The sequence below is a fragment of the Phenylobacterium sp. T106 genome (assembly GCF_057219735.1).
In genome coordinates this window covers 1-19,759 of record NZ_JBXVWA010000015.1, presented here as the reverse complement: position 1 = coordinate 19,759, position 19,759 = coordinate 1, and the positions used below count along the sequence as shown (strand labels likewise).

Annotated in this window: 19 protein-coding genes; 11 read left to right on the top strand and 8 right to left on the bottom strand. The window is 70.3% G+C overall.

The window, feature by feature from the left end:
• Positions 1-591: 591 nt before the first annotated feature.
• Positions 592-1,125, bottom strand: coding sequence for a hypothetical protein (locus tag AC2D8W_RS21670; RefSeq protein ID WP_484673278.1), 534 nt, complete (start codon positions 1,123-1,125; stop codon positions 592-594).
• A gap of 61 nt (positions 1,126-1,186) precedes the next feature.
• On the opposite strand from AC2D8W_RS21670, the gene AC2D8W_RS21665 reads away from it, so the two are divergent.
• Positions 1,187-2,479, top strand: coding sequence for an Hsp70 family protein (locus AC2D8W_RS21665; RefSeq protein WP_484673277.1), 1,293 nt, complete (start codon positions 1,187-1,189; stop codon positions 2,477-2,479).
• A gap of 133 nt (positions 2,480-2,612) precedes the next feature.
• Here the strand turns inward: AC2D8W_RS21665 and AC2D8W_RS21660 are convergent, their stop codons facing one another.
• A complete protein-coding gene (locus AC2D8W_RS21660) occupies positions 2,613-2,810 on the bottom strand; it encodes a hypothetical protein (protein WP_484673276.1) in 198 nt (65 codons plus the stop codon).
• On the opposite strand from AC2D8W_RS21660, the gene AC2D8W_RS21655 reads away from it, so the two are divergent.
• The gene (locus AC2D8W_RS21655) at positions 2,809-3,462 is read left to right on the top strand and encodes a PEPxxWA-CTERM sorting domain-containing protein (RefSeq protein WP_484673275.1); all 654 of its coding nucleotides are present in this window, start codon (positions 2,809-2,811) and stop codon (positions 3,460-3,462) included. The genes AC2D8W_RS21660 and AC2D8W_RS21655 overlap by 2 nt on opposite strands.
• A gap of 42 nt (positions 3,463-3,504) precedes the next feature.
• On the opposite strand, the gene AC2D8W_RS21650 is transcribed toward AC2D8W_RS21655, so the two are convergent.
• Positions 3,505-6,339: a M16 family metallopeptidase gene (locus tag AC2D8W_RS21650; RefSeq protein ID WP_484673274.1), complete on the bottom strand. Its 2,835-nt coding sequence runs from the start codon at positions 6,337-6,339 to the stop codon at positions 3,505-3,507.
• 502 nt (positions 6,340-6,841) lie between these two features.
• Between AC2D8W_RS21650 and AC2D8W_RS21645 the strand changes: the two genes are divergently transcribed.
• The 4 genes from AC2D8W_RS21645 to ftsH all read left to right on the top strand — a co-directional run bounded on the left by AC2D8W_RS21645 (position 6,842) and on the right by ftsH (position 11,252).
• The gene (locus AC2D8W_RS21645) at positions 6,842-7,801 is read left to right on the top strand and encodes a LysR family transcriptional regulator (RefSeq protein ID WP_293479012.1); all 960 of its coding nucleotides are present in this window, start codon (positions 6,842-6,844) and stop codon (positions 7,799-7,801) included.
• Between the two features lie 133 nt (positions 7,802-7,934).
• A complete protein-coding gene (locus AC2D8W_RS21640) occupies positions 7,935-8,732 on the top strand; it encodes a PEPxxWA-CTERM sorting domain-containing protein (RefSeq protein WP_484673273.1) in 798 nt (265 codons plus the stop codon).
• A gap of 180 nt (positions 8,733-8,912) precedes the next feature.
• A complete protein-coding gene (gene rpsU / locus AC2D8W_RS21635) occupies positions 8,913-9,146 on the top strand; it encodes a 30S ribosomal protein S21 (RefSeq protein WP_111275467.1) in 234 nt (77 codons plus the stop codon).
• Between the two features lie 219 nt (positions 9,147-9,365).
• Positions 9,366-11,252: an ATP-dependent zinc metalloprotease FtsH gene (gene ftsH / locus AC2D8W_RS21630; RefSeq protein ID WP_484673272.1), complete on the top strand. Its 1,887-nt coding sequence runs from the start codon at positions 9,366-9,368 to the stop codon at positions 11,250-11,252.
• A 72-nt stretch (positions 11,253-11,324) separates the two neighbouring features.
• On the opposite strand, the gene AC2D8W_RS21625 is transcribed toward ftsH, so the two are convergent.
• On the bottom strand, positions 11,325-12,143 hold the full coding sequence (locus tag AC2D8W_RS21625) for an SDR family NAD(P)-dependent oxidoreductase (protein ID WP_484673271.1): 819 nt from the start codon (positions 12,141-12,143) through the stop codon (positions 11,325-11,327).
• A gap of 84 nt (positions 12,144-12,227) precedes the next feature.
• Entirely contained in the window at positions 12,228-14,045 is a 1,818-nt protein-coding gene (locus AC2D8W_RS21620; protein WP_484673270.1) for a PQQ-dependent sugar dehydrogenase, read from the bottom strand.
• 130 nt (positions 14,046-14,175) lie between these two features.
• On the opposite strand from AC2D8W_RS21620, the gene folP reads away from it, so the two are divergent.
• Positions 14,176-15,003: a dihydropteroate synthase gene (gene folP, locus AC2D8W_RS21615; protein ID WP_484673269.1), complete on the top strand. Its 828-nt coding sequence runs from the start codon at positions 14,176-14,178 to the stop codon at positions 15,001-15,003.
• Here folP and AC2D8W_RS21610 read toward each other — a convergent pair.
• From AC2D8W_RS21610 to AC2D8W_RS21600, 3 genes are read right to left on the bottom strand one after another with little or no spacing between them, the layout of a single operon-like run.
• Positions 14,976-15,497: an SRPBCC family protein gene (locus AC2D8W_RS21610; protein WP_484673268.1), complete on the bottom strand. Its 522-nt coding sequence runs from the start codon at positions 15,495-15,497 to the stop codon at positions 14,976-14,978. The two genes, folP and AC2D8W_RS21610, sit on opposite strands and share 28 nt — an antisense overlap.
• Complete coding sequence (locus tag AC2D8W_RS21605; protein ID WP_484673267.1) at positions 15,494-16,048, bottom strand: SRPBCC family protein; 555 nt, start codon at positions 16,046-16,048, stop codon at positions 15,494-15,496. The genes AC2D8W_RS21610 and AC2D8W_RS21605 overlap by 4 nt, the downstream gene beginning before the upstream one ends.
• Positions 16,045-16,347, bottom strand: a complete 303-nt coding sequence (locus AC2D8W_RS21600; RefSeq protein ID WP_293479646.1) for an ArsR/SmtB family transcription factor — start codon at positions 16,345-16,347, stop codon at positions 16,045-16,047. Before AC2D8W_RS21600 ends, AC2D8W_RS21605 begins: the two co-directional genes overlap by 4 nt.
• 131 nt (positions 16,348-16,478) lie before the next feature.
• Here AC2D8W_RS21600 and thiD point away from each other — a divergent pair, with 131 nt between their 5' ends.
• The 4 genes from thiD (at position 16,479) to AC2D8W_RS21580 (ending at position 19,643) form a co-directional block, all read left to right on the top strand.
• Positions 16,479-17,279, top strand: a complete 801-nt coding sequence (gene thiD, locus AC2D8W_RS21595) for a bifunctional hydroxymethylpyrimidine kinase/phosphomethylpyrimidine kinase (RefSeq protein ID WP_484673266.1) — start codon at positions 16,479-16,481, stop codon at positions 17,277-17,279.
• Positions 17,276-17,842 (top strand): nucleotidyltransferase family protein, encoded by a 567-nt coding sequence (locus AC2D8W_RS21590; RefSeq protein ID WP_484673265.1) that lies wholly within the window; start codon positions 17,276-17,278, stop codon positions 17,840-17,842. Before thiD ends, AC2D8W_RS21590 begins: the two co-directional genes overlap by 4 nt.
• A 113-nt stretch (positions 17,843-17,955) precedes the next feature.
• Entirely contained in the window at positions 17,956-18,591 is a 636-nt protein-coding gene (locus tag AC2D8W_RS21585) for a LolA family protein (RefSeq protein ID WP_293479652.1), read from the top strand.
• A gap of 245 nt (positions 18,592-18,836) precedes the next feature.
• Positions 18,837-19,643 (top strand): exodeoxyribonuclease III, encoded by an 807-nt coding sequence (locus tag AC2D8W_RS21580; RefSeq protein ID WP_293479654.1) that lies wholly within the window; start codon positions 18,837-18,839, stop codon positions 19,641-19,643.
• The last annotated feature ends 116 nt before the right edge of the window (positions 19,644-19,759 follow it).

The window sequence follows — 19,759 nt, the reverse complement described above, 5'->3', positions numbered from 1 at the left end:
GCGCTCACCGGCAGAGATTGAAGAGGCGCGCCGACAGAGGGCGGCGCGGGCTTACGACAGCTTCTTCCAGCGAGCCAGTCCCGCCACGGAGCCGAATGGCGCGATGGTCCATCGGAGCCGACTGGGCTCTGAAGACGCAACCGAAGTTGTATGGACAGACAGTCCGGACGACCGCTGGCGAGGCGAACGCATCGCCGGCTTCGCCAAGAGGTCCCTCGCTGCTTCCGCCAGCGGTCCAGACACACGCCCTCGCGCGACGGAATGGAATTGCATCAATTGTCATGATCGATCTTCGCTGCCGTTGCCGCCTCCATTTGGGCCGCTTCCGTGGCCGATAGGGCCGCTTCCGTCTTTCCGAGGTATCCCTTCGTCGCCTGGACCAGGGGGCGGAAAGGAGCATCCGAAGCAGTGCGATCGGCAGTATGAGTCTGACTCAGAGCTCTGTGGCCGCCAGCCGAAGCCCGAAGATCGCGCCGTTTGCCGTGCTTCGGCGTCGGAGCGCCGCGCCTACTGCATTAAGTCCAAAGGGGAGGTGGGCTTCCCGCCCCTGGACACCAGCGCTCGCCTTCGCGGCCGCTAGGGGCTGTGACCCTATTCCGCATCCACCCACGCTTGAACGTTTTCATGGATTGCTCTGGAAAAGCAGAAGTCACTTACCTGGGCTTCTGTCGACGGATTGGTCGTCCAGAAATGGACAAACTTCCAGACCGTAGAAAGGCATGTCAGAACGCCCGGCAGCGCATCGTTCGGAAGAAGCAATGACGCTGCAAAATCCCTTCCATTGAGGGGCTCGGGGTAAGCGACGATGTGGCCGACTGGATCATCTGCGCCAAACTGCCGTTCGCTGCCAAATGGCGAGAGCCATACGCCGACTCGCTTACCCTGGTGAACGCGAGGCGCAATGACTCGGCCTGTGATGTTCACACCTCGTGTGCACAATAGCCTGCCTTGAAGCCCTTCTTCCGTGGGCACGGCTTCAGGCGCCATCCCCACGAAGAGCTCCCAGTCCCATGTGTCGATCTCCACCAACCATCGACCTTGGTGGCCGACAGGATTCTGTTCCGACGCGACCATCGAGAGCCTCCTCAGACCCTCGTTCGTACCGTTTTCGTTCCGCAGCAGCAATCAACTCCTTCCCCGCCCACCGCCGTTCTGCTAAGCCCGCCGGCCCTTCGGCGGGCGGCGCATGTACAGCCTCGGCATCGACTTCGGGACCACCAACACGGTGCTGGCTCTGGCCGGCGCCGAGGGGCCTGCGCGGCTGGTGACCTTCCCCGCGCCCGAGGGGGAGCTCTTCGCGTTCCGTTCCTGCCTCAGCTTCCACGCGCCCGAGGACCGGCCGGGGGAGCGGGAGATCGCGGCGGGGCCCTGGGCGATCGAGGCCTATGTCGAGGATCCCGCCGAGACCCGGTTCATCCAGAGCTTCAAGAGCTTCGCCGCCCAGGAGAGCTTCACCGAGACCCAGATCCTGGGGCGGCGCTACCGCTTCGAGGACCTGCTCTCGACCTTCCTGCTCAAGGTCCGCGACTACGCCGGCGACGGCCTGGGCGAGCTGCCGGACCGGGTGGTCATCGGACGGCCGGTGAAGTTCGTCGGCGCCAATCCCAGCGAGGCGCTCGCGCTCTCCCGGTACGAGACCGCCTTCCGCCGGATGGGCGTGCGCGAGGTGCGCTACGCCTACGAGCCGGTGGGCGCGGCGTTCTTCTTCGCGCGCGAGCTGGACCACGACGCCACCGTGCTGGTGGGTGACTTCGGCGGCGGCACCAGCGACTTCTCGATCATCCGCTTCGAACGCCACGGCGGCGAGATGCGGGCGATCCCGCTCGGCCGCGCCGGCGTGGGCGTGGCGGGCGACGCCTTCGACTACCGGATCATCGACCACCTCGTGTCGCCGGAACTGGGCAAGGGCGGCGACTACGTCTCGTTCGGCAAGACCCTGCCGATCCCCTACAAGTACTACGCGGCCTTCGCCCGCTGGGACCAGCTGGCCCTGCTGCGCGCCAGCCGCGACATGCGCGAGATCCGCGCGCTGGCGCGGGAAGCGGTCGAGCCCGAGCGGATCGCGGCGCTGATCGAGGTCCTGGACGAGAACTATGGCTACCAGCTCTACCGGTCGGTCTCGCGGCTGAAGGAGAGCCTGTCGTCCGCCGAAGGCGACGTGTTCCGCTTCGAGGCGGGCTCGATCTCGATCGTCAAGCCCGTGGCCCGGACGGACTTCGAGCGCTGGATCGCCCCCGAGATGGCCCTGATCGAAGGCGCTGTCGATGCGGCGCTGGAGGACGCGGGGCTGGCGGCCGACGCCATCGACCGCATCTTCCTGACCGGGGGGTCGTCGCTCGTGCCGGCCGTGCGCAGCGTCTTCCATCGCCGCTTTCCTGCAGATCGCATCGAGACGGGGGCCGAGCTTGAGTCGATCGCGGCGGGCCTCGCCCTGATGGCCCGCGAGCGTGACCTGACGCGCTGGACCACCACGGCCTGACCCGCGGCGGGCAAGCAAAACTCTGGCCTTCGAAGAATTCCCGCCGTAGGGCCCGACCTTCTGTCGGTTGTCCGACATTCTGGGAAGATCATCTTGAAGCGGGTGCAACAACGCGCTCCCGATTGCGCGGGTTTCATCCCAAGAAGTTGAGATAATCTTCGGCCCAGAGGCGGGAACGAGCCATCGCGGCCGCCCTTGTTAACGCCACGATGGCGTACCGTGGCATGTTATGGGCGATAACCTTGAGCGCTGGAGCAGCGTTGCTGTGGACGCCCGGTCGCGCCGAGGCGGCGGCGCCTGACTGTTTCTCGCGGCAGTCGTCGATCCCCATGGGATCTCCCGCGGCGACGCCGGGCCGCCTGCGCGCGAACATGATGCGGATCTCCACCCCGCCGCCGGCCGCGAGGCCGGCCCCGCGGGTGCGCAAGGCCGTCGCCGTGGGGCGGCCCACCGCGCACCGGCCGGTGAAGCCGCGCCGGATCGCGCGCGCGCACCGCAAGCCGACCGTCCGGCGCGCGGCGCCGCGCCATGTCGCCGCCGCGCGGCCCGTTCGGGCGCCGACGCCCTACGTCGTCGCCGAGCGCGAAATCGCGAACGCGCCCTTCATGCTCCTTACCACCATCATCTGCGAGAGCGGCCCGCCGGTCTTGCTCGCCGAAGGTCCGCCGGGCGGGACGGGCGAGGGCGGGTTCCCGGGGCTTCCGTCCGACGAACCCGGGACGGACGACGTGGTGATCATCGGGCCGCCCGGAACGCCGCCGCTGTTCCCGCCCCACGTCGACGAGCCTCCGCTGCTCCCGGACGGCGTGCTGCCGCCGATTGTGCCCCCGGGGCCGACCCCGCCGCCCGTCGAGCCGCCGACCACCCCCATCCCCGAGCCGGGGACGTGGATGCTGATGATCCTCGGATTCGGCGGCGTCGGCGCGGCGCTGCGGCGCCGGGCGGCCGCGCGCGCCCAGGGTCGCACCCGTTCAGAAGCTTGAGCGCGCCGGGTCCGAAAGCCGGTTCCGATGCCTGGGAAAGCCCTACGGCCGCCGCCGAAGGTCGGGCGACTCCAGGTCGAGCTCGCCCACCGGGATGATCTCCAGCTTCGGGAGCCGCTTGGCGAGTTCCGGCGCGAACGTCTTGGCGTCGCCCGCGACAATCACGCTGGCCGTCGCGGGGTCGAAGACCCTGCGGGCGAAGGCCTGCACCTGGCCTGCCTCCACCGCCTCGACCTTGGCCGTGTACTGCGACAGCTCTTCCAGCGGCACGCCGTAGAGGGCGTAGTTGCCGAGGATCCCGGCCAGGCCTTCCGAGGTGGCCACGCTGCGCCCGTAGCCGCCCACGAGGACGGACTTCCGCGCCTTGAGCTCGTCGGCGGCCGGCGGGGCGGCGGCGAGCTTGCCGAGCTCGTCCTTGATCAGGTCCAGGACCTGCCCGGCGGACTCGTTCTTGGTCTGGGCCGAGGCGCGCATCGAGCCGGTCGTCCGCGCCGCCGAGATCCGGGCCGACGCGCCGTAGGACAGGCCGCGCTTGATGCGGATCTCCTGGTTCAGGCGGGCCGAGTAGCCGCCGCCCAGCACGTTGGTGGCGAGGATCGCCGGATAGTAGTCGGGGTCGCGGCGCGGGATCGCGGGCTTCAGCACGTTGACCGAGGCCTGCCCCGTGCCCGGAATGTCGATGGCGACGGCGCGAGGTTCGGACCTCGGGCTCACCGTGGGCGCGGGCGGCAGCGGGGCGGCCGGCCTCTTCCAGTCTCCGAACGCCGCCTCGGCCATGGCGAAGCCCTGTTCGGGAGAGATATCCCCGGTCAGCACCAGCACCGCGTTGTCGGGCCGGAACCAGGTGGCGTGCAGGCGCGCCAGGTCGGCGGGCTTCAGCCGGGGCAGCGACTGCGGCGTCCCCTGGGTGGCGTGGCCGAACGGCGTACCGCCGAAGACCACCGGCGCGGCGGCCAGGCCCGCGACGTCGCCGGGCTGTTGGTAGGCGACCCGCAGCCCGTCCAGGGCTTGCTCGCGCTGGCGTTCCAGCTCCTCGGCGGCGAAGGCCGGGTTGCGCGCCACGTCGGCCATGATCGCGAGGGCGGGACGCAGGTTGTCGGTCGCGACGTTGAGGGTCACGGAGGACGACTCGAGCCCCCCGCCGGCGCTGAGCGAGGCGCCGAGGCTCTCGACCTGGCTGGCGATCTGCTGCGCGGAGCGGGTCCGGGTGCCCTCGGTCAGCATGCCCGCCATCATGTTGGCGGCGCCCGCGAGCCGGGGCGGATCGGCCCATGCGCCCGTCTTCACCAGCAGGTCGGCGGTGACCAGCGGCAGGTCCGACGAGCGGGCGACGATGACGCGAAGCCCGTTCGCCAGCGTCCGCTCGGCCGGCTTGGGAAGGACCGGCTGCACCGGCTCCCCCACGGACGGGGGCTTCTGCCGCTCGGCCTCGGGCGCGAGCGTGAACACCGGACCGTCGTAGGTGGCGACCTGGGCCGGCGGCGCGGGCCGCGTCTCGGCCTTCTGCCCGGCGGGCCGCTCGCTTTCGGCGCGGTAGCGGATCGTCATGCGCCGATCCTCCGCCAGGTACTTGCGCGCCACGCGCTGGACATCCGCGGCGGTCACGGCCTGGAGCCTGGCGAGTTCCGTGTTCACGGCCTCGGGATCGCCGTCGACCTTCAGCGCGTAGCCGATCGCGCTGGCCCGGCCCTCGATGGTCTCGCGCTCGCGCAGCGCGGCCGCCACCAGTTCGTTCTTGGCCTCGGCCAGCTCCGCGGCCGTCGGCGGCGCCTCGCGCAGCCGCCGGACCTCGGCCAGCAGGGCGGCCTCGCCCTCGTCCACGCCGTGCCCGCTGGACATGATGGCGCCCACCAGGAAGAGGCCCGGGTCGCGCGGCAGGTCCGCGTTGGAGAACGCCTCGACCGCCAGCTGCTTCTCGTAGACGAGGCTGTTGTAGAGCCGCGAGGACTTGCCGGCCGACAGCACCGCGTCCAGCACCTTCAGCGCGGGGGCGTCCGGGTCCGACGCCGCGGCGCCCTGGTACGACACGATCACCGCCGGCAGCGGCACATTGGGCCCGTAGCCGTCGAACACGCCCGCCTGGGTGCGCGGCGGCTCCTTCACCGTGACCCGCGGAAGCGGGCGCGGCGGGTTCTTCAGGCCCGCGAAGTACTTGTCGACCCAGGCGTCCAGCTGGGCCGGGTCGAAGTTGCCCGCCACGATGAGGGCGGCGTTGTCGGGCCGGTAGTAGGTCTGGTGGAAGGCGCGGACGTCGTCGATCGTCGCCGCGTCCAGCTCCTCGATGGAGCCGATGCCGGGCCGCTTGTAGGGGTGCGTCGTGTAGCTGGCCTGCGGCAGGTAGAGCGCCATCAGGCGGCCGTACGGCGAGGCGAGCACGCGCTGGCGCAGCTCTTCCTTGACCACGTCCCGCTCGGACTTGAACACCGCCTCGTCGACCACCAGCGACGACAGGCGGTCGGCCTCCGCCCACAGCAGCCGCTCGAGGTGATTGGCGGGCACGATCTCGTAGTAGTTGGTGAAGTCGTCGGCGGTGGAGGCGTTGTTCTCGCCGCCCACGTCCTCGGTGAGCCGGTCGAAGGTCTCGGACGGCATGTTGCGCGTCGCCTTGAACATCAGGTGCTCGAAGAGGTGCGCGAAGCCGGAGCGCCCTTCCGGGTCGTCCTTCGAGCCCACGCCGTACCAGACCTGGACCGCCACGTTGGGCGTGGTGCGGTCCACCGAGGCATAGACCTTCATCCCGTTGGGCAGGGTGCGGGTGGTGAACCGGATGGGGGGCACTTCGGCGGCCGCGGCCGGGGCGGGCGACAGCGCCGCCGGGGCCAGGACCGAGGTCGACAGGAGCAGCGCCAGACCGGCGGCGCGGAAGGTGCGGAACATGGATGATCCCGGATGAGGCGAGGTGGGAAGTCCTTAGCACCAACCGGGATCGCGGGAGATTACGAGGTTTTCATGTCGCCCTCTCCCCTCGGGGAGGGTGGGGAGAGGGCTCCATGACGGCGCACCGTGTGGGGAATGTGCGCCGGGAGGGTTGGTCCGCCGCCCCGGCGCCTTGGGGCCGGGCGGCGGGACCGGGGCGAGTCCTGTGGGGAGAGGAGGAGCCCGCCCGTCTCTCGCCTCTTGGGGAGAAAGGCGAGGAGATCTCGTCGTCAGTCGGTGGCGGCGACCCCGCGCCCCAGGCCGGCGACTGTCCGCACGCGCCGGTGGAGGGGGAGGGCAGGATCGCCGCAGAGCTTCATCGGCTGCACCATCGTCTTTCGTCGTTCCGGCCGCCGGGAGCGCGGCCTTCGGTCCCGAGGGACGCAGCAGATACGGTCGCCGGCGGCAGCCGGGCGATCAGCGCTCTTGCAGGTTGGGTCTGCACAACCGCAGAATGGCGGTCATGTTCGATTGGAATGACCTCAAGGCGTTCCTGGCCGTGGCCCGCGGCGGCTCGACGCTTGCGGCGTCGAAGGCGCTCGGGGTCAACCAGACCACCGTGGCCCGCCGCATCGAGAGCCTGGAGCACGACCTGGGCTTCAAGCTGTTCGAGCGGGGCCAGACCGGCAGCCGGCTGACCGAGTACGGCCAGGCCCTGATCGGCGACGCCGAACTGGTCGAGCGCGCCGCCATCCGCTTCGCCAACCAGGCGGCCGGCCAGCTCCGCGGCGTCTCCGGCGCCCTGCGGCTGACGACGAACGAGCTCGTCGCAAACACCATGGTCATTCCGGCGCTCGTCGAGTTCCGCAAGGTGCATCCCGACGTCCAGGTGGATCTGGTCATCACCGACCGCAGCCTCGACCTCGAGAACGGCGAGGCCGACCTCGCCATCCGCACCAGCCAGACGCTCGCGGTGTCGGACCTCGTGGCGCGGAAGATCTGCGACCATGACATGGCGCTCTACTGCAGCCGCGACTACGCCGCCCGGCGCGGCGCGCCGCGCTCGCCGGCCGACCTGGTGGACCACGACCTGATCGACGTCACCGCCGAGATGGGCGAGATCCCCGGCGCCACCTGGATGATGCGCCACGCCGGCGGCAAGCCGCCGATCACGCGCTCGAACAGCATGGGCAGCCTGGTGCACGCGGTGAAGGCCGGCCTGGGCATCGGCGCCCTGCCCTGCACGATCGGCGACCTGGACGCCGACCTGCTGCGCTGCTCCGACGAGATCGAGGAGGCCAGGACCTCCTCGTGGATCGTGACGCGCCGCGAACTCAAGGACACGCCCCGGGTGCGCGCCTTCATCGACTTCATGGCGCCCTACCTGCAGCAGCAGATCCGGCTGGTGGAGGAGCGGGGCCGGCAGCGCATCGCCGCCGACGCCGCGACCGTAGTGCCCTTCCCCACCAAGACGGCCGTCTGACCAACGCCACCCTCACGCGTTCTGTATGACGGCGTTCTCCCGTTTCAGGGGAATCCGATAGCGTCCCCGGCAAGGCCTCGGTAACCCTGCGCTACGGGGCCGGACGGAGCGTCCGGCAAGAGGGGGTTTCAGAATGAGTTCGACCGAGCGCAGCCGTGGGCTGTCAGGCTGGAAGCGCGCCGCCGTGGGCGCCGTCGCCCTGGCCGCCGCCGCGATGGCGTCCACCACCGCGTCGGCCGCGACCTACGTGAAGCTGCTCAGCTCGAGCATGAACACGCAGTTCCAGGCCTACATCCAGGGCGTGGGCAACGTCTATTCGAACGGCATGGCCTTCCAGGTGAAGGACTCCGACGCGCTGGGCAACGTCACCGGGCCGGCCTACGAGCTGTTCGGCTTCTGCGTCGACATCTATCACTCGATCGGCATCGGCCACCTCAACCTGGTCTATTCGTCGAACCAGGACCCGCTGATCGTGAACCCGCTGCCCACCGACTTCGGCGGCAATCCGATCAGCCCCACCCAGCTCAACGCGCTGACCGACCTGATCGACACCGGCTACATCATGCGCCAGCAGGCGCTGCTGAATGGCCCGCTCACCTTTGACACGCATATGCGGCTTGCCGCGATCCAGGCCGCCGTCTGGGCGACCGAAGTGCCCAGCCGGGACATCCACGTGATCAAGGGCAACCTGACGGTCTCGCAGTTCGCGACCTACCAGAGCTACTTCAACGACTACTTCACCGGGAACTACACGTCGCTGGCCGACGCCAACGACCGGTTCTACGTGATCTCGAACCCGAACCGGCAGTCGTTCGGCATCGGCTGGCCGATCCACGGCGTGCCCGAGCCGGGCACGTGGGCGCTGATGCTCATCGGCTTCTTCGGCGCGGGCTCCGCCATCCGTCGCCGTCAGACCGCCGAGGCCGCCTGATCCCGGGCTGAAGGAGCGCGCCGGCATTTGCGGCGGCGGCGTGGACACGCCCCGCCGCTTCTGCTATCTGGCCGCGCTCTGAAACCCGAAGGGTCGCACCTTCGGGCGAACTACATTTTGCTCGCTCGCCGCCTTTTGCCGGCTGAGGTGGGCGGCAAGCGTGCAAACAGGAGAAGTCCTCTGGTTCAGATTTTCGTCCGCGACAACAACGTCGACCAGGCCCTCAAGGCGCTGAAGAAGAAGATGCAGCGCGAGGGCTCGTTCCGCGAGATGAAGCGGCACGTCCACTACGAAAAGCCGTCCGAGAAGCGCGCCCGCCAGAAGGCGGAAGCCGTGCGCCGGGCGCGCAAGCTGGCCCGCAAGCGCGCGCAGCGCGAAGGCCTGATCGCCGCGCCGAAGAAGCCGTCGCGCTGAGACGAACCGCCCCGCGGGCCTGCGTCATGATCCGCGGACCCGGGGCTAAAAGCTGGCACGATTGATGCTTATGTGAAGGGCTGCGCCACCGGCGCGGCCCTTTTCGCGTACATGGCCAAGGCGAGGCGTACCGTCGCGGCCGCGATGCGTTAAGTGGTCTATCAGCCGTTGGCGTCCTATCTTGGGTTTCCGGACGTCACTCCGAAGGGTCGGTCCTCTATGAACCTCCGAAATCTCGTCATCTGGGGCGTCATCGTCGTCGTCCTGGTCGGGCTCTACAGCATGATGACGGGCGGCGGCCGCGGCAGCACGAACGCGCGTGAGATCACCTACTCGCAGCTGCTCTCCAAGGTGAACGCCGGCGAAGTCAGCCAGGCGACGATCCAGGGCCCCATCGTCGACATCAAGGACCGTGCGAACCGGACGTACCGGGCGATCACGCCGAACAACCAGGAAGACCTGGTCCAGCGCCTCGAGAAGCAGGGCGCCGACATCTCGGTGAAGTCGGCGAACGGCCCCGGCTGGCTGGGCTTCTTCCTCAACGCGCTCCCGATCCTGCTCCTGATCGGCGTCTGGATCTTCTTCATGCGCCAGATGCAGGGCGGCGCCCGCGGCGCCATGGGCTTCGGCAAGTCCAAGGCGCGCCTGCTCACCGAGAACAAGAACCGCGTCACCTTCGACGACGTGGCCGGCGTGGACGAGGCCAAGGAAGAGCTGACCGAGATCGTCGACTTCCTGAAGGACCCGCAGAAGTTCCAGCGCCTGGGCGGCAAGATCCCGAAGGGCGCCCTGCTCGTCGGCCCGCCCGGCACCGGCAAGACGCTGCTGGCCCGCGCCGTCGCGGGCGAGGCGGGCGTGCCCTTCTTCACCATCTCGGGCTCGGACTTCGTGGAGATGTTCGTCGGCGTCGGCGCCAGCCGCGTGCGCGACATGTTCGAGCAGGCCAAGAAGAACGCGCCCTGCATCATCTTCATCGACGAAATCGACGCCGTGGGCCGCCATCGTGGCGCGGGCCTGGGCGGCGGCAACGACGAGCGCGAGCAGACGCTGAACCAGCTGCTGGTCGAGATGGACGGCTTCGAGGCGAACGAGGGGATCATCCTGATCGCCGCCACCAACCGCCCCGACGTCCTGGACCCGGCGCTGCTGCGTCCCGGCCGCTTCGACCGCCAGGTCGTGGTGCCGAACCCGGACATCACCGGCCGCGAGCGGATCCTGCGCGTGCACATGAAGAACGTGCCGCTGGCCGCCGACGTGGACGTCAAGACCGTGGCCCGGGGCACCCCCGGCTTCTCGGGCGCCGACCTCGCCAACCTGGTGAACGAGGCCGCCCTGATGGCCGCGCGCAAGAACCGCCGCATGGTCACCATGCGCGACTTCGAGGACGCCAAGGACAAGGTCATGATGGGCGCCGAGCGCCGCTCGATGGTCATGACCGACGAGGAGAAGAAGCTCACCGCCTATCACGAGGGCGGCCACGCCCTGGTGACGCTGAGCGTTCCCAACACCGACCCGGTGCACAAGGCCACGATCATCCCGCGCGGCCGCGCCCTCGGCATGGTCATGCAGCTTCCCGAGCGCGACAAGTACTCCATGAGCTACCAGCAGATGACGTCGCGCCTGGCGATCCTGTTCGGCGGCCGGGTCGCCGAGGAGCTGATCTTCGGCAAGGAGCACATCACCTCGGGGGCCTCCTCCGACATCAGCCAGGCCACCAAGCTGGCGCGGGCGATGGTCACCAAGTGGGGCTTCTCGGACCGCTTGGGCGCCGTCGAGTACGGCGAGAACCAGGAGGAGGTCTTCCTGGGCCACTCCGTGGCGCGGAACCAGAACGTCTCGGAAGAGACCTCGAAGATCATCGACGAGGAAGTCCGCCGGCTGGTGGAAGGCGGCGAGCAGGAAGCCCGCCGCATCCTGACCGAGAAGCTGGAGGACCTGCACAAGCTGGCCCAGGCCCTGCTCGAATACGAGACCCTGAGCGGCGACGAGCTGGTGGGCGTCCTCAAGGGCGTGGCGCCCAAGCGCGAGGAGGCCGAAGCCCGCAAGCCGACCGGCCCGTCGGTGGCCGTCCCGATCTCGCCGAAGCCGAGCGCCGAACCGGCCTGACAAGGCTGGATCGCAGACAGGAAAAAGGGCGGCCGCAGCGATGCGGCCGCCCTTCGTCCTTGGGGGCGCGGGTCAGCCCAGCGGCTTCTGGTAGATTTCTTCGTCGTCGTCGCCCGTGCCCGGCTCGGCCATCTTGCGGTGCTGCTCGGCCATCACGCTCTCGGGCGTCACCGCGGCCATGGCGGCCTGCACCTTGTTCCTGAGCCCGTGCACCACGTCGCCTTCGCCCTTCATCATGGCGGTGTAGCCGGTGCGGGCCACGTCGGCGGGATCGTCCTTCTTGCCCTGGCCCACCTTCGTGTCCTGCATCCCGGCCCGCTCGAAGAACTCGGTGTCGGTGGCGCCGGGCAGCAGCGTGGTGACGCTGACGCCCGTGTCCTTCAGCTCGTTGCGCAGAGCCCAGGCGAAGCTGTCGATGAACGCCTTGGTGCCGTTGTAGACCGCCTGGAACGTGCCCGGCATCAGGCCGGCGATCGATCCGGTGAACAGGATGCGCCCGCGGCCGCGCTCGACCATCGGCCGCGCGACCCGCTGCACGAGGTAGAGCGTGCCCGTCACATTGGTGTCGATCACATGCCGCCAGGCCGCCACAGGCTGTTCCAGGAAGGCGTGGCCCAGGCCGTGGCCTGCGTTCGCCAGCAGGTGGTCCACCGGACGGTCGCCGACCAGCTCGAGCAGGCGGTCGACCCCGTCGAGGGTCGCCAGGTCCGCCATGAGGCGCTGCACGCGCACGCCCATGGCCTCGAAGGCCTGCGCAGCCTCGACGATCTCGGGCCGATCGGCGACGACGATCAGGTCGTGGCCATCCTCGGCGCACAGCATGGCCAGTTCATAGCCGATGCCGGACGAGGCGCCGGTGACGACGGAAAGCGGACGGAGATCTTCTGACATGACAAGGGGTCCTCGAAGCGGCGGGAACGAGCAACCGCCGAGCCCCTGAGGCTGTTCCGTGGCGGCGCCCCGCGGGACGCCGGCTCAGCCCACGAAGATCCAGTTTCCCGTCAGGCCCGACATCTGGACGCCGACCAGAATCACCTGCGCGCCGCCCCCGACGCTGACGACGGTGTCGCCGCCCACCTGGGCCACCGTGAAGGTGCTGCCCGGATCCAGGCGCACCTGATCGCCTTCGCCCCGGTTGAAGTCCAGCACCCGGTCCACGCCGGCGGCCCCGAAGCTGTTGAAGATGTCGGCGCCCGCGCCGCCCGAGGCCGTGTCGTCGCCGAGGTCGCCCGAGATGAAGTCGGCCCCGTCGCCGCCGCGCAGGATGTCGTTTCCCTGGCCGCCCCGGACAAGGTCGGCGCCTGTCCCGCCCTCGCAGATGTCGTCGCCCAGGTTGCCGTAGACGATGTCGTCGCCCTCGTCGCCGAACAGCCGGTCGTGGTCCTTGCCGCCGACCACCCAGTCGCCGCCCTCTCCGCCGGAGACGGTGTCGTTGCCCATGTTGCCGTGCACGTCGTCGAAGCCGAAGCCGCCGAAGATCTGGTCGTCGCCGTCCTCGCCCCGCAGGTAGTCGAGACCGTCGCCGGCGGCGGCGCGGGGGCTCAGGCGATGGATGTCCCCGTCCAGGCCGATCAGGTACAGGCGCCCGCGGCCGTCCACCGCGAACGAGGCGATCTGGTCGATGTCGCCGCCGCCCGAGACCGCGAGCTGGGCGTTGCGGTTCATGAAGTCCTGGGCCTGCCCGCCGGCGTAGGAGACCGTCCAGACGTTGCCGCGCACGAAATCGCCGAAGACGTAGAGCCCGTTCGCGCCGCCCGGCCCGTGGTAGACGTAGCCGCCGGTGACCGAGACGCCCGAGAACAGCGGCGTGGTCCGGTCGTAGTCGAGGATCGGATCGGTGAGGCCGGCCTGCGAGCCGGGCGAGAAGGTGACCAGGCCTTCCTTGATCTTCCAGCCGAAGTTGAGGCCCGCCGACCCGGCCGGCGCCACATTGACCTCCTCGCGCGCCGCCTGTCCCACGTCGGCGATCCAAAGGTCGCCGGTGGCGGAATCGAAGCTGGGCCGCCACGGGTTCCGCAGGCCGTAGTGGAGGATCTCGTCGGCGCCTGGGACCGCGCCAGCGAAGGGGTTGCCCGCGGGGATCGCGTAGTTGCGCGCCGCGTCGCCCGGAAAGGCGTCGGCGTTCACGTCGATGCGCAGGATCTTGCCGAGCAGGCTGTCGATGTTCTGGGCGTTGTTCTGCGGATCCCCGCCCGAGCCGCCGTCGCCGGACGATATGTAGAGGAAGCCGTCGGGTCCGAAGTCCATCCAGCCGCCGTTGTGGTTGGCGAAGGGCTGGTCGAACGTCAGGATCAGGCGCGCCGAGGCGGCGTCGGCGTGGTCGGCGTCGGCGCGGCGGTACTCGCGCACCTCGGTGTCTCCCGCCGCATTGGTCAGGTTCACGTAGAACAGGCCGTTCGAGGCGTAGTTCGGGTGGAAGGCGAGGCCCAGCAGTCCCTGCTCGCCCCCCGCCGCCAGGCTGTTGTCGGGCAGGTCGAGGAAGGCGTCGGCGTTCACCTGCCCGCTGTTCAGGTCGAGGATTCGGATCCGGCCGGTGTGCTGCTCGACGATGAACAGCCGGTCGGGGTCGCCGGGCGGCGAGGCGGCGAACAGCGGCGACGACAGCCCCGAGGCCACCCGGGTCGCGTCGATGAGGTGCGAGCCGGCCTGCGTGTCGGCGGCCGAGTGGCCGTAGATCACGTCGTCGCCCGCGCCCCCGAACACGCGGTCGGACCCGTCGCGGCCGGAGATGACGTCGCCGCCGGCGCCGCCGTTCAGGGTGTCTCGCGCGCTGCCGCCCACGATGTCGGCCATCGGTCCCTCCTTGCCTCGGGGGGAACGCTGCTGCGCGCCCAAGGCGAGATCATGACAACCTGAACGAGGTTCGGGCTCGTGTCGCGGGCGGTGGCTGGGCGAGGCCGCGCAAGATGCTAAGGGTGCGGCCATGACCCGCGCGCGACCCAAGGTCATGGGGATCGTCAATGCGACGCCCGACAGCTTCTCGGACGGCGGCCGGTTCCTGGCGGCGGACGCGGCGCTGGCCCATGCCCGGCGGCTGATCGCGGAAGGCGCCGACATCCTCGACCTGGGGGCGGAGTCGACGCGGCCCGGCGCCGAGCCCGTCCCCGCCGAGGTGGAGATCGGCCGCATCGTCCCGCTCGTGACGGCGCTGCGGGCCGAGAGCGACGTGGCGATCTCGGTCGACACGATGAAGCCGGAGGTGGCGCGCGCGGCCGTGGCCGCCGGGGCGGCGATGTGGAACGACGTCACCGCCCTGCGGCACGCGCCCGACAGCCTGGAAACGGCCGCCGGGCTGGGCTGCGGCGTGGTGCTGATGCACATGCAGGGCGAGCCGCGGACCATGCAGCACCGGCCGCGCTACGACGACGTGGTGGGCGAGGTGGCGGCGTTCCTGTCGGCGCGTGCAGAGGCCGCGTTGGCGGCCGGGGTGGCGCGCGAGCGGATCTGGCTCGACCCGGGGATCGGCTTCGGCAAGGACATGATCCGCCACAACCTGCCGCTGATGGCGGGGCTCGATCGCATCGTGGCCCTGGGCTTCCCGGTCCTGCTGGGCGCCAGCCGCAAGAGCTTCATCGGCGCCGTGAGCGGCGGCGCGCCGGCGGACCGGCGGCTGGGGGGCTCGATCGCCGCGGCCCTCGCGGGCGCGGCCGCGGGCGTCGCCGCGGTGCGGGTCCACGACGTCTTCGAGACCGTTCAGGCGCTGGACGTCGCCGCCGCCATCGATCAGGCCAGGGACGCCCAGTCCGCATAGAGCGGCTTGGCCAGCCGCTCCCGTTCCTTGACCCGGCTCCATGGCGTCGCGACGCCGTCAGCGGCGTCCTCGATCGCCTGCAGATGGGTGTGCCAGCCAGGGCCCACGTCCTTGGCGTCCGAGGGGGCCAGGCCCGAGTGGGTCAGGGTCAGCCGGCAGCCGTCGCCGTCGGGCTCCAGGTCCCAGCGCACGAGCGAGGTGTTGGAGCCGTCGAGCTCGGACCATTCCCACGCGAAGGTCTTCATCGGCTCCGACAGGACGATGCGGCCGAGGCTGCGGTAGTTTTCCTCCCTGAAGTCGAGCTCGATGACGCCGCCGACCTCCAGGCGGTCGATGGTGACGGAACTGGCGAACCAGCTCGACAGGCGCTCCGGCAGCGTGATGGCGGCCCAGACCTTCTCGAGGGGTCTCGCATAGCGGCGAACGAAGACCACTTCGACGGTCGCGCCCGTCCGGCGGAGAGCGCCCAGGTCGTCGGCGGGGGGCTTGGTCATGAGCCGGCGTCCGAGGGCTGGGCGAAGGCCGCGAGGGTGTCGCGGTAGCGTTCCCCCATGGCGGCCTCGCGTTCGGCGCTCCAGGGCGTGCGAATGCCCTCGGCCGCGCCGGGCAGGGCCTCGAGGAACGTGTGCCAGCCGGCCGCCGACCCGAGGTACTTGGGCGGCAGCGCCGTCTGCGTCAGGCGCAGGCCGCAGCCCTCGGGCTTGGGCCAGAGTTCATAGCGCACATAGGCGTCGTGGTAGCGGGGATCTTCCACGTCGGGCCAGGTATGGGCGAAGCGCCGCAGCGGCTCGAGCTCGGTGATCACCCCGTCCACGATATAGTCCATGTCCCGGAACGTGATCCGGTACAGGCCGCCCAGCCGGAGGTCGACCTCCACCTCCGTGAACCAGTCGGCGATCCGTTCGGCCACGGTGATCGCCGCCCACACCTTCTCGACAGGCTTTCGGATGGTGCGCTCGAACACGATGTCGAAGCGGCCGTCGTCGCGGGGGATCACCTGGCCCAGCTCGTCGCTGATCAGGCCGGCGAAGGGTCCGGGCTTCATTGTTCGCGCTCCAGATGCTGTTCGAGACGGTCGAGGCTGCCGGCCCAGAACCGTCGGTAGGGCATGAGCCACGCGTCCAGGTCGGCCAGCCCGTGCGGCTCGAGGCGGTACAGCCGCCGCTGGCCGTCGGCGCGCACGCGGACGAGGCCCGCCTCACGCAGCAGCTTCAGGTGCTTGGAGACGCCGGGCTGGCTGAGGCCCAGCGCGTCCACCAGATCGCCGGCCGGCCGCTCGCCCTCCCGCAGGATGTCCAGGATCCGCCGCCGGTTCGGCTCCGCCAAGGCCTCGAAAGGGCTCATGCGGCGTATATATGCAACGAAGGAAATATAACTCAAGCAGAAAGTTTCGGCTGCCCGATCCGCCCGCCGCTCGGGAGCTGGCGCCCGGCCGCCGGGGTGGCCATGCGGGCCCGCGCACGGTATCGGCAGGCATGACCGCACAGGGACGAGTCCTCATCATCGCCGGTTCGGACTCCGGCGGCGGCGCGGGAATCCAGGCCGACATCAAGACCGTGACGGCCCTGGGCGGGTACGCGGCCACGGCGATCACGGCGGTGACCGTACAGAACACCCTGGGCGTGACCGGCGTTCATCCCGTCCCGCTGGACGTGGTGGCGGCCCAGGCGCGGGCCGTGCTGGGCGACATCGGGGCCGACGCGATCAAGACGGGCATGCTGGGCGACGCCGAGACCGTGGCGCTCGTCGCCGAGCTGCTGGACGAGGCCGGCGCGCCCGGCGTGGTGGACCCGGTCATGGTGGCCAAGGGCGGCGCCTCGCTGCTCGCCGCCGAGGCGGTGGGCGCGGTTCGCGAGCGGCTGGTCCCGCGCGCCGCTCTGCTCACGCCCAACGCGCCCGAGGCCGAGGCGCTGACCGGCATCGCCTGCGCCTCGACGGACGACCTGCGCCGGGCGGGGGAAGCGCTGCTGCGCGCGGGTGCGCGCGCCGTGCTGATGAAGGGCGGTCACGTGGCCGGGGACCGTGTCGTGGACATCCTGATGACGGCCGACGGCGAGACGGCCTTCGAGGGCGAGCGTATCGAGAGCCGCCACACCCACGGCACCGGCTGCACCCTGGCCTCGGCGTGCGCCGCCGGCCTGGCGCAGGGACTGCCCCTGACCGCCGCCGTGGCGCGGGCCTGGGACTATGTGCACGAGGCGATGCTGCGCGCGCCCGGCTTCGGCGTGGGCCATGGGCCACTCGACCACGGCTGGCCGCTGCGGGGCCGCGCGTGAGCCTGGAGGCCGAGCTGGACGCCATCCTGCGCCGCTCGGAGCCGCTGGCGCAGGTGCTGCGCACCATGCGGGAGATCGCCCTGCCGGACTGGCTCGTCTTCTCCGGCGCGGTCTACCAGCGGGTGCTCAACCACCTGGGCGGTCGGCCCCTGGACTACGGGATCAAGGACTACGACGTCGGCTACTTCGACGCGTCGGATATCAGCTACGACGCCGAAGACGCGGTGATCCGACGCGTGGCCGCGGCGTTCCAGCCGCCGCTGCGCGACCTGGTGGAGGTGCGCAATCAGGCGCGCGTCCACGTCTGGTTCGAGGGCAAGTTCGGCGAGCCCTACGCCCCCTTGTCCGGCACGGCCGAGGCCCTGACGCGGTTCGAGAGCCCGATGTTCGCCGTGGGCGTGCGGCTGGAGGCCGACGACAGGCTCACCATCGTCGCGCCCTTCGGCCTCGAGGACCTGTTCGCGCGGCGGCTCCGGCCCAATCCCCTGCGCCCCAGCATCAACTTCGCACGGACCGTCGCGCGCGCCACCGCGCGCTGGCCGGAGATCGAGGTGGCCGCCTAGGCGCCAGCCCCCCGGCCTGAGCCGGCCGGAACGACGCCCGCCGCCCAGGCGTTGCCTTGCGCCCTATTGCCGCCGCGCTGGCGCGATAGGACCCTGGGCATTACGGAGCAAGCATGACCCTCACGAGACGGACCCTGACCGTCGCCCTGGCGACGACCCCGCTGGCGTCGCCGGCGCTGGCGCAAGGCGCGCTGTCGGCGGCCGACCAGGCCCTGGTGAGCCGCGCCATCGCCTACCTGGAGGGGCTCAACGAGGCGCGCGGCCGGTTCGTCCAGACCGATGCGCGCGGGCGCTCGGTGACCGGCCAGCTCTTCATGAAGCGGCCGGGGAAGGCGCGGTTCGCCTACGATCCGCCCTCGGGCCTGCTGGTGGTCTCCGACGGCGGCGTCGTCTCGGTGCAGGACAAGCGTCTCAAGACCTTCGACGCCTACCCCCTCAGCGCCACGCCGCTGTCCCTGTTCCTGGCCAAGACGATCCGCCTCGACCGCGGCGTACGGGTGACGCGGGTGCAACGCATGCGCGATGGCTTCGCGATCACGGCCCGCGACGGGAACAAGCAGACCGCGGGCGAGATCACGCTGTCGTTCACCGAGGCGCCGCTGACCCTCGCCGGCTGGACGGTCACCGACGCGCAGGGGCGGCCCACCCGCGTGCAGATCCAGGGGCTGGCTCGGGCGTCCGGCCTCGACAAGTCATTGTTCGTGCTGAAGGATCCCCGCCCGAAGAACCCGGGGCGCGGCAAGGTCTGACGAGGCCTCGAGTGTGACTCGAAGGACACACGCAAGCTTCACCGTGAAAGTCCTTTGACTTTCTGTCGTACTGTGGCGATATTATCACTACGTCGTCGGCGCGGGATCGTGTCGACGAGTCCGTGCCGGAACCTATCCCCTCCCGGCGGCGGCATGAGAGACGACTTACACGGCCCGGGCGCAAGTCCGGGCCTTTTCTTGTCCCGCGTGTGGCGCCTGTCCCCGATCGCGCTATAGGCCCCCGGATGCGACTCCGTCTCTGCACCTGGAACGTCAACTCGGTCCGCCTTCGCGCGGAGCAGGTGGCGCGGTTCGTCCGCGAGCAGGCGCCCGACGTCCTGTGCCTGCAGGAGATCAAGTGCCGGGAGGGCGAGTTCCCTGCGGACGCCTTCCGCGAGATGGGCCTGCCGCACCTGCGGGTCGCCGGCCAGAAGGGCTGGCACGGGGTGGCCATCGCCTCGGCCCTGCCCATCGAGGACGCCCCGCCGCTGGACGTCTGCCGCGAGCGCCACGCCCGCTGCGTGGGCGGCGTGATCGCCGGCGTCGAGGTCCACAACTTCTACATTCCCGCCGGCGGCGACATTCCCGACCGGGCGCTGAACGCCAAGTTCGACCACAAGCTGGACTTCTACGAGAAGCTGACGTCCGAGCTCGGCAAGCGCGACCCCGCCGACCCGCTCGCCATCGTCGGCGACCTCAACGTGGCGCCGGGCGAGTTCGACGTCTGGAACCACCGCTACATGTCGAGGATCGTCAGTCATACGCCGGTGGAGGTGGAGGCCTTTCGCGCCATGGAGGCGGCGCTGGGCCTCGTCGACCCGCTCCGCGCGCTGCGCCCCGAACCCGAGAAGCTGGCCTCGTGGTGGAGCTACCGGGCGCGGGACTTCCGCATGTCGGCCCGCGGCCTGCGACTGGACCACATCCTGCTGAGCCCGGGCCTGCGGGACGCCGCGTGGCGCCTCGGCGCGCCGGCGGCCCGCATCCACGACGACGTCCGCGGCTGGGAGCGCCCCAGCGACCACGCGCCCGTCAGCGCCGACCTCGTGCTCTAGGACGAATCCACATTCAACGCAGCCAGAGCATGATGGCGGCGATGTGGATGAAGGCGAGGAAGTGGTCGGCGCGCCGGTCGTAGCGTGTGGCGAAGCGTCGGAAGTGCTTGAGCTTG

Excerpts from the sequence above, each read along its gene's own strand:
- AC2D8W_RS21665 (WP_484673277.1), top strand. The coding sequence starts at position 1,187 with ATGTACAGCCTCGGCATCGACTTCGGGACCACCAACACGGTGCTGGCT.
- AC2D8W_RS21655 (WP_484673275.1), top strand. The coding sequence starts at position 2,809 with ATGGGATCTCCCGCGGCGACGCCGGGCCGCCTGCGCGCGAACATGATG.
- AC2D8W_RS21660 (WP_484673276.1), bottom strand. The coding sequence starts at position 2,810 with ATGGGGATCGACGACTGCCGCGAGAAACAGTCAGGCGCCGCCGCCTCG.
- AC2D8W_RS21650 (WP_484673274.1), bottom strand. The coding sequence starts at position 6,339 with ATGTTCCGCACCTTCCGCGCCGCCGGTCTGGCGCTGCTCCTGTCGACC.
- AC2D8W_RS21645 (WP_293479012.1), top strand. The coding sequence starts at position 6,842 with ATGTTCGATTGGAATGACCTCAAGGCGTTCCTGGCCGTGGCCCGCGGC.
- AC2D8W_RS21640 (WP_484673273.1), top strand. The coding sequence starts at position 7,935 with ATGAGTTCGACCGAGCGCAGCCGTGGGCTGTCAGGCTGGAAGCGCGCC.
- ftsH (WP_484673272.1), top strand. The coding sequence starts at position 9,366 with ATGAACCTCCGAAATCTCGTCATCTGGGGCGTCATCGTCGTCGTCCTG.
- AC2D8W_RS21625 (WP_484673271.1), bottom strand. The coding sequence starts at position 12,143 with ATGTCAGAAGATCTCCGTCCGCTTTCCGTCGTCACCGGCGCCTCGTCC.
- AC2D8W_RS21620 (WP_484673270.1), bottom strand. The coding sequence starts at position 14,045 with ATGGCCGACATCGTGGGCGGCAGCGCGCGAGACACCCTGAACGGCGGC.
- folP (WP_484673269.1), top strand. The coding sequence starts at position 14,176 with ATGACCCGCGCGCGACCCAAGGTCATGGGGATCGTCAATGCGACGCCC.
- AC2D8W_RS21610 (WP_484673268.1), bottom strand. The coding sequence starts at position 15,497 with ATGACCAAGCCCCCCGCCGACGACCTGGGCGCTCTCCGCCGGACGGGC.
- AC2D8W_RS21605 (WP_484673267.1), bottom strand. The coding sequence starts at position 16,048 with ATGAAGCCCGGACCCTTCGCCGGCCTGATCAGCGACGAGCTGGGCCAG.
- AC2D8W_RS21600 (WP_293479646.1), bottom strand. The coding sequence starts at position 16,347 with ATGAGCCCTTTCGAGGCCTTGGCGGAGCCGAACCGGCGGCGGATCCTG.
- thiD (WP_484673266.1), top strand. The coding sequence starts at position 16,479 with ATGACCGCACAGGGACGAGTCCTCATCATCGCCGGTTCGGACTCCGGC.
- AC2D8W_RS21585 (WP_293479652.1), top strand. The coding sequence starts at position 17,956 with ATGACCCTCACGAGACGGACCCTGACCGTCGCCCTGGCGACGACCCCG.
- AC2D8W_RS21580 (WP_293479654.1), top strand. The coding sequence starts at position 18,837 with ATGCGACTCCGTCTCTGCACCTGGAACGTCAACTCGGTCCGCCTTCGC.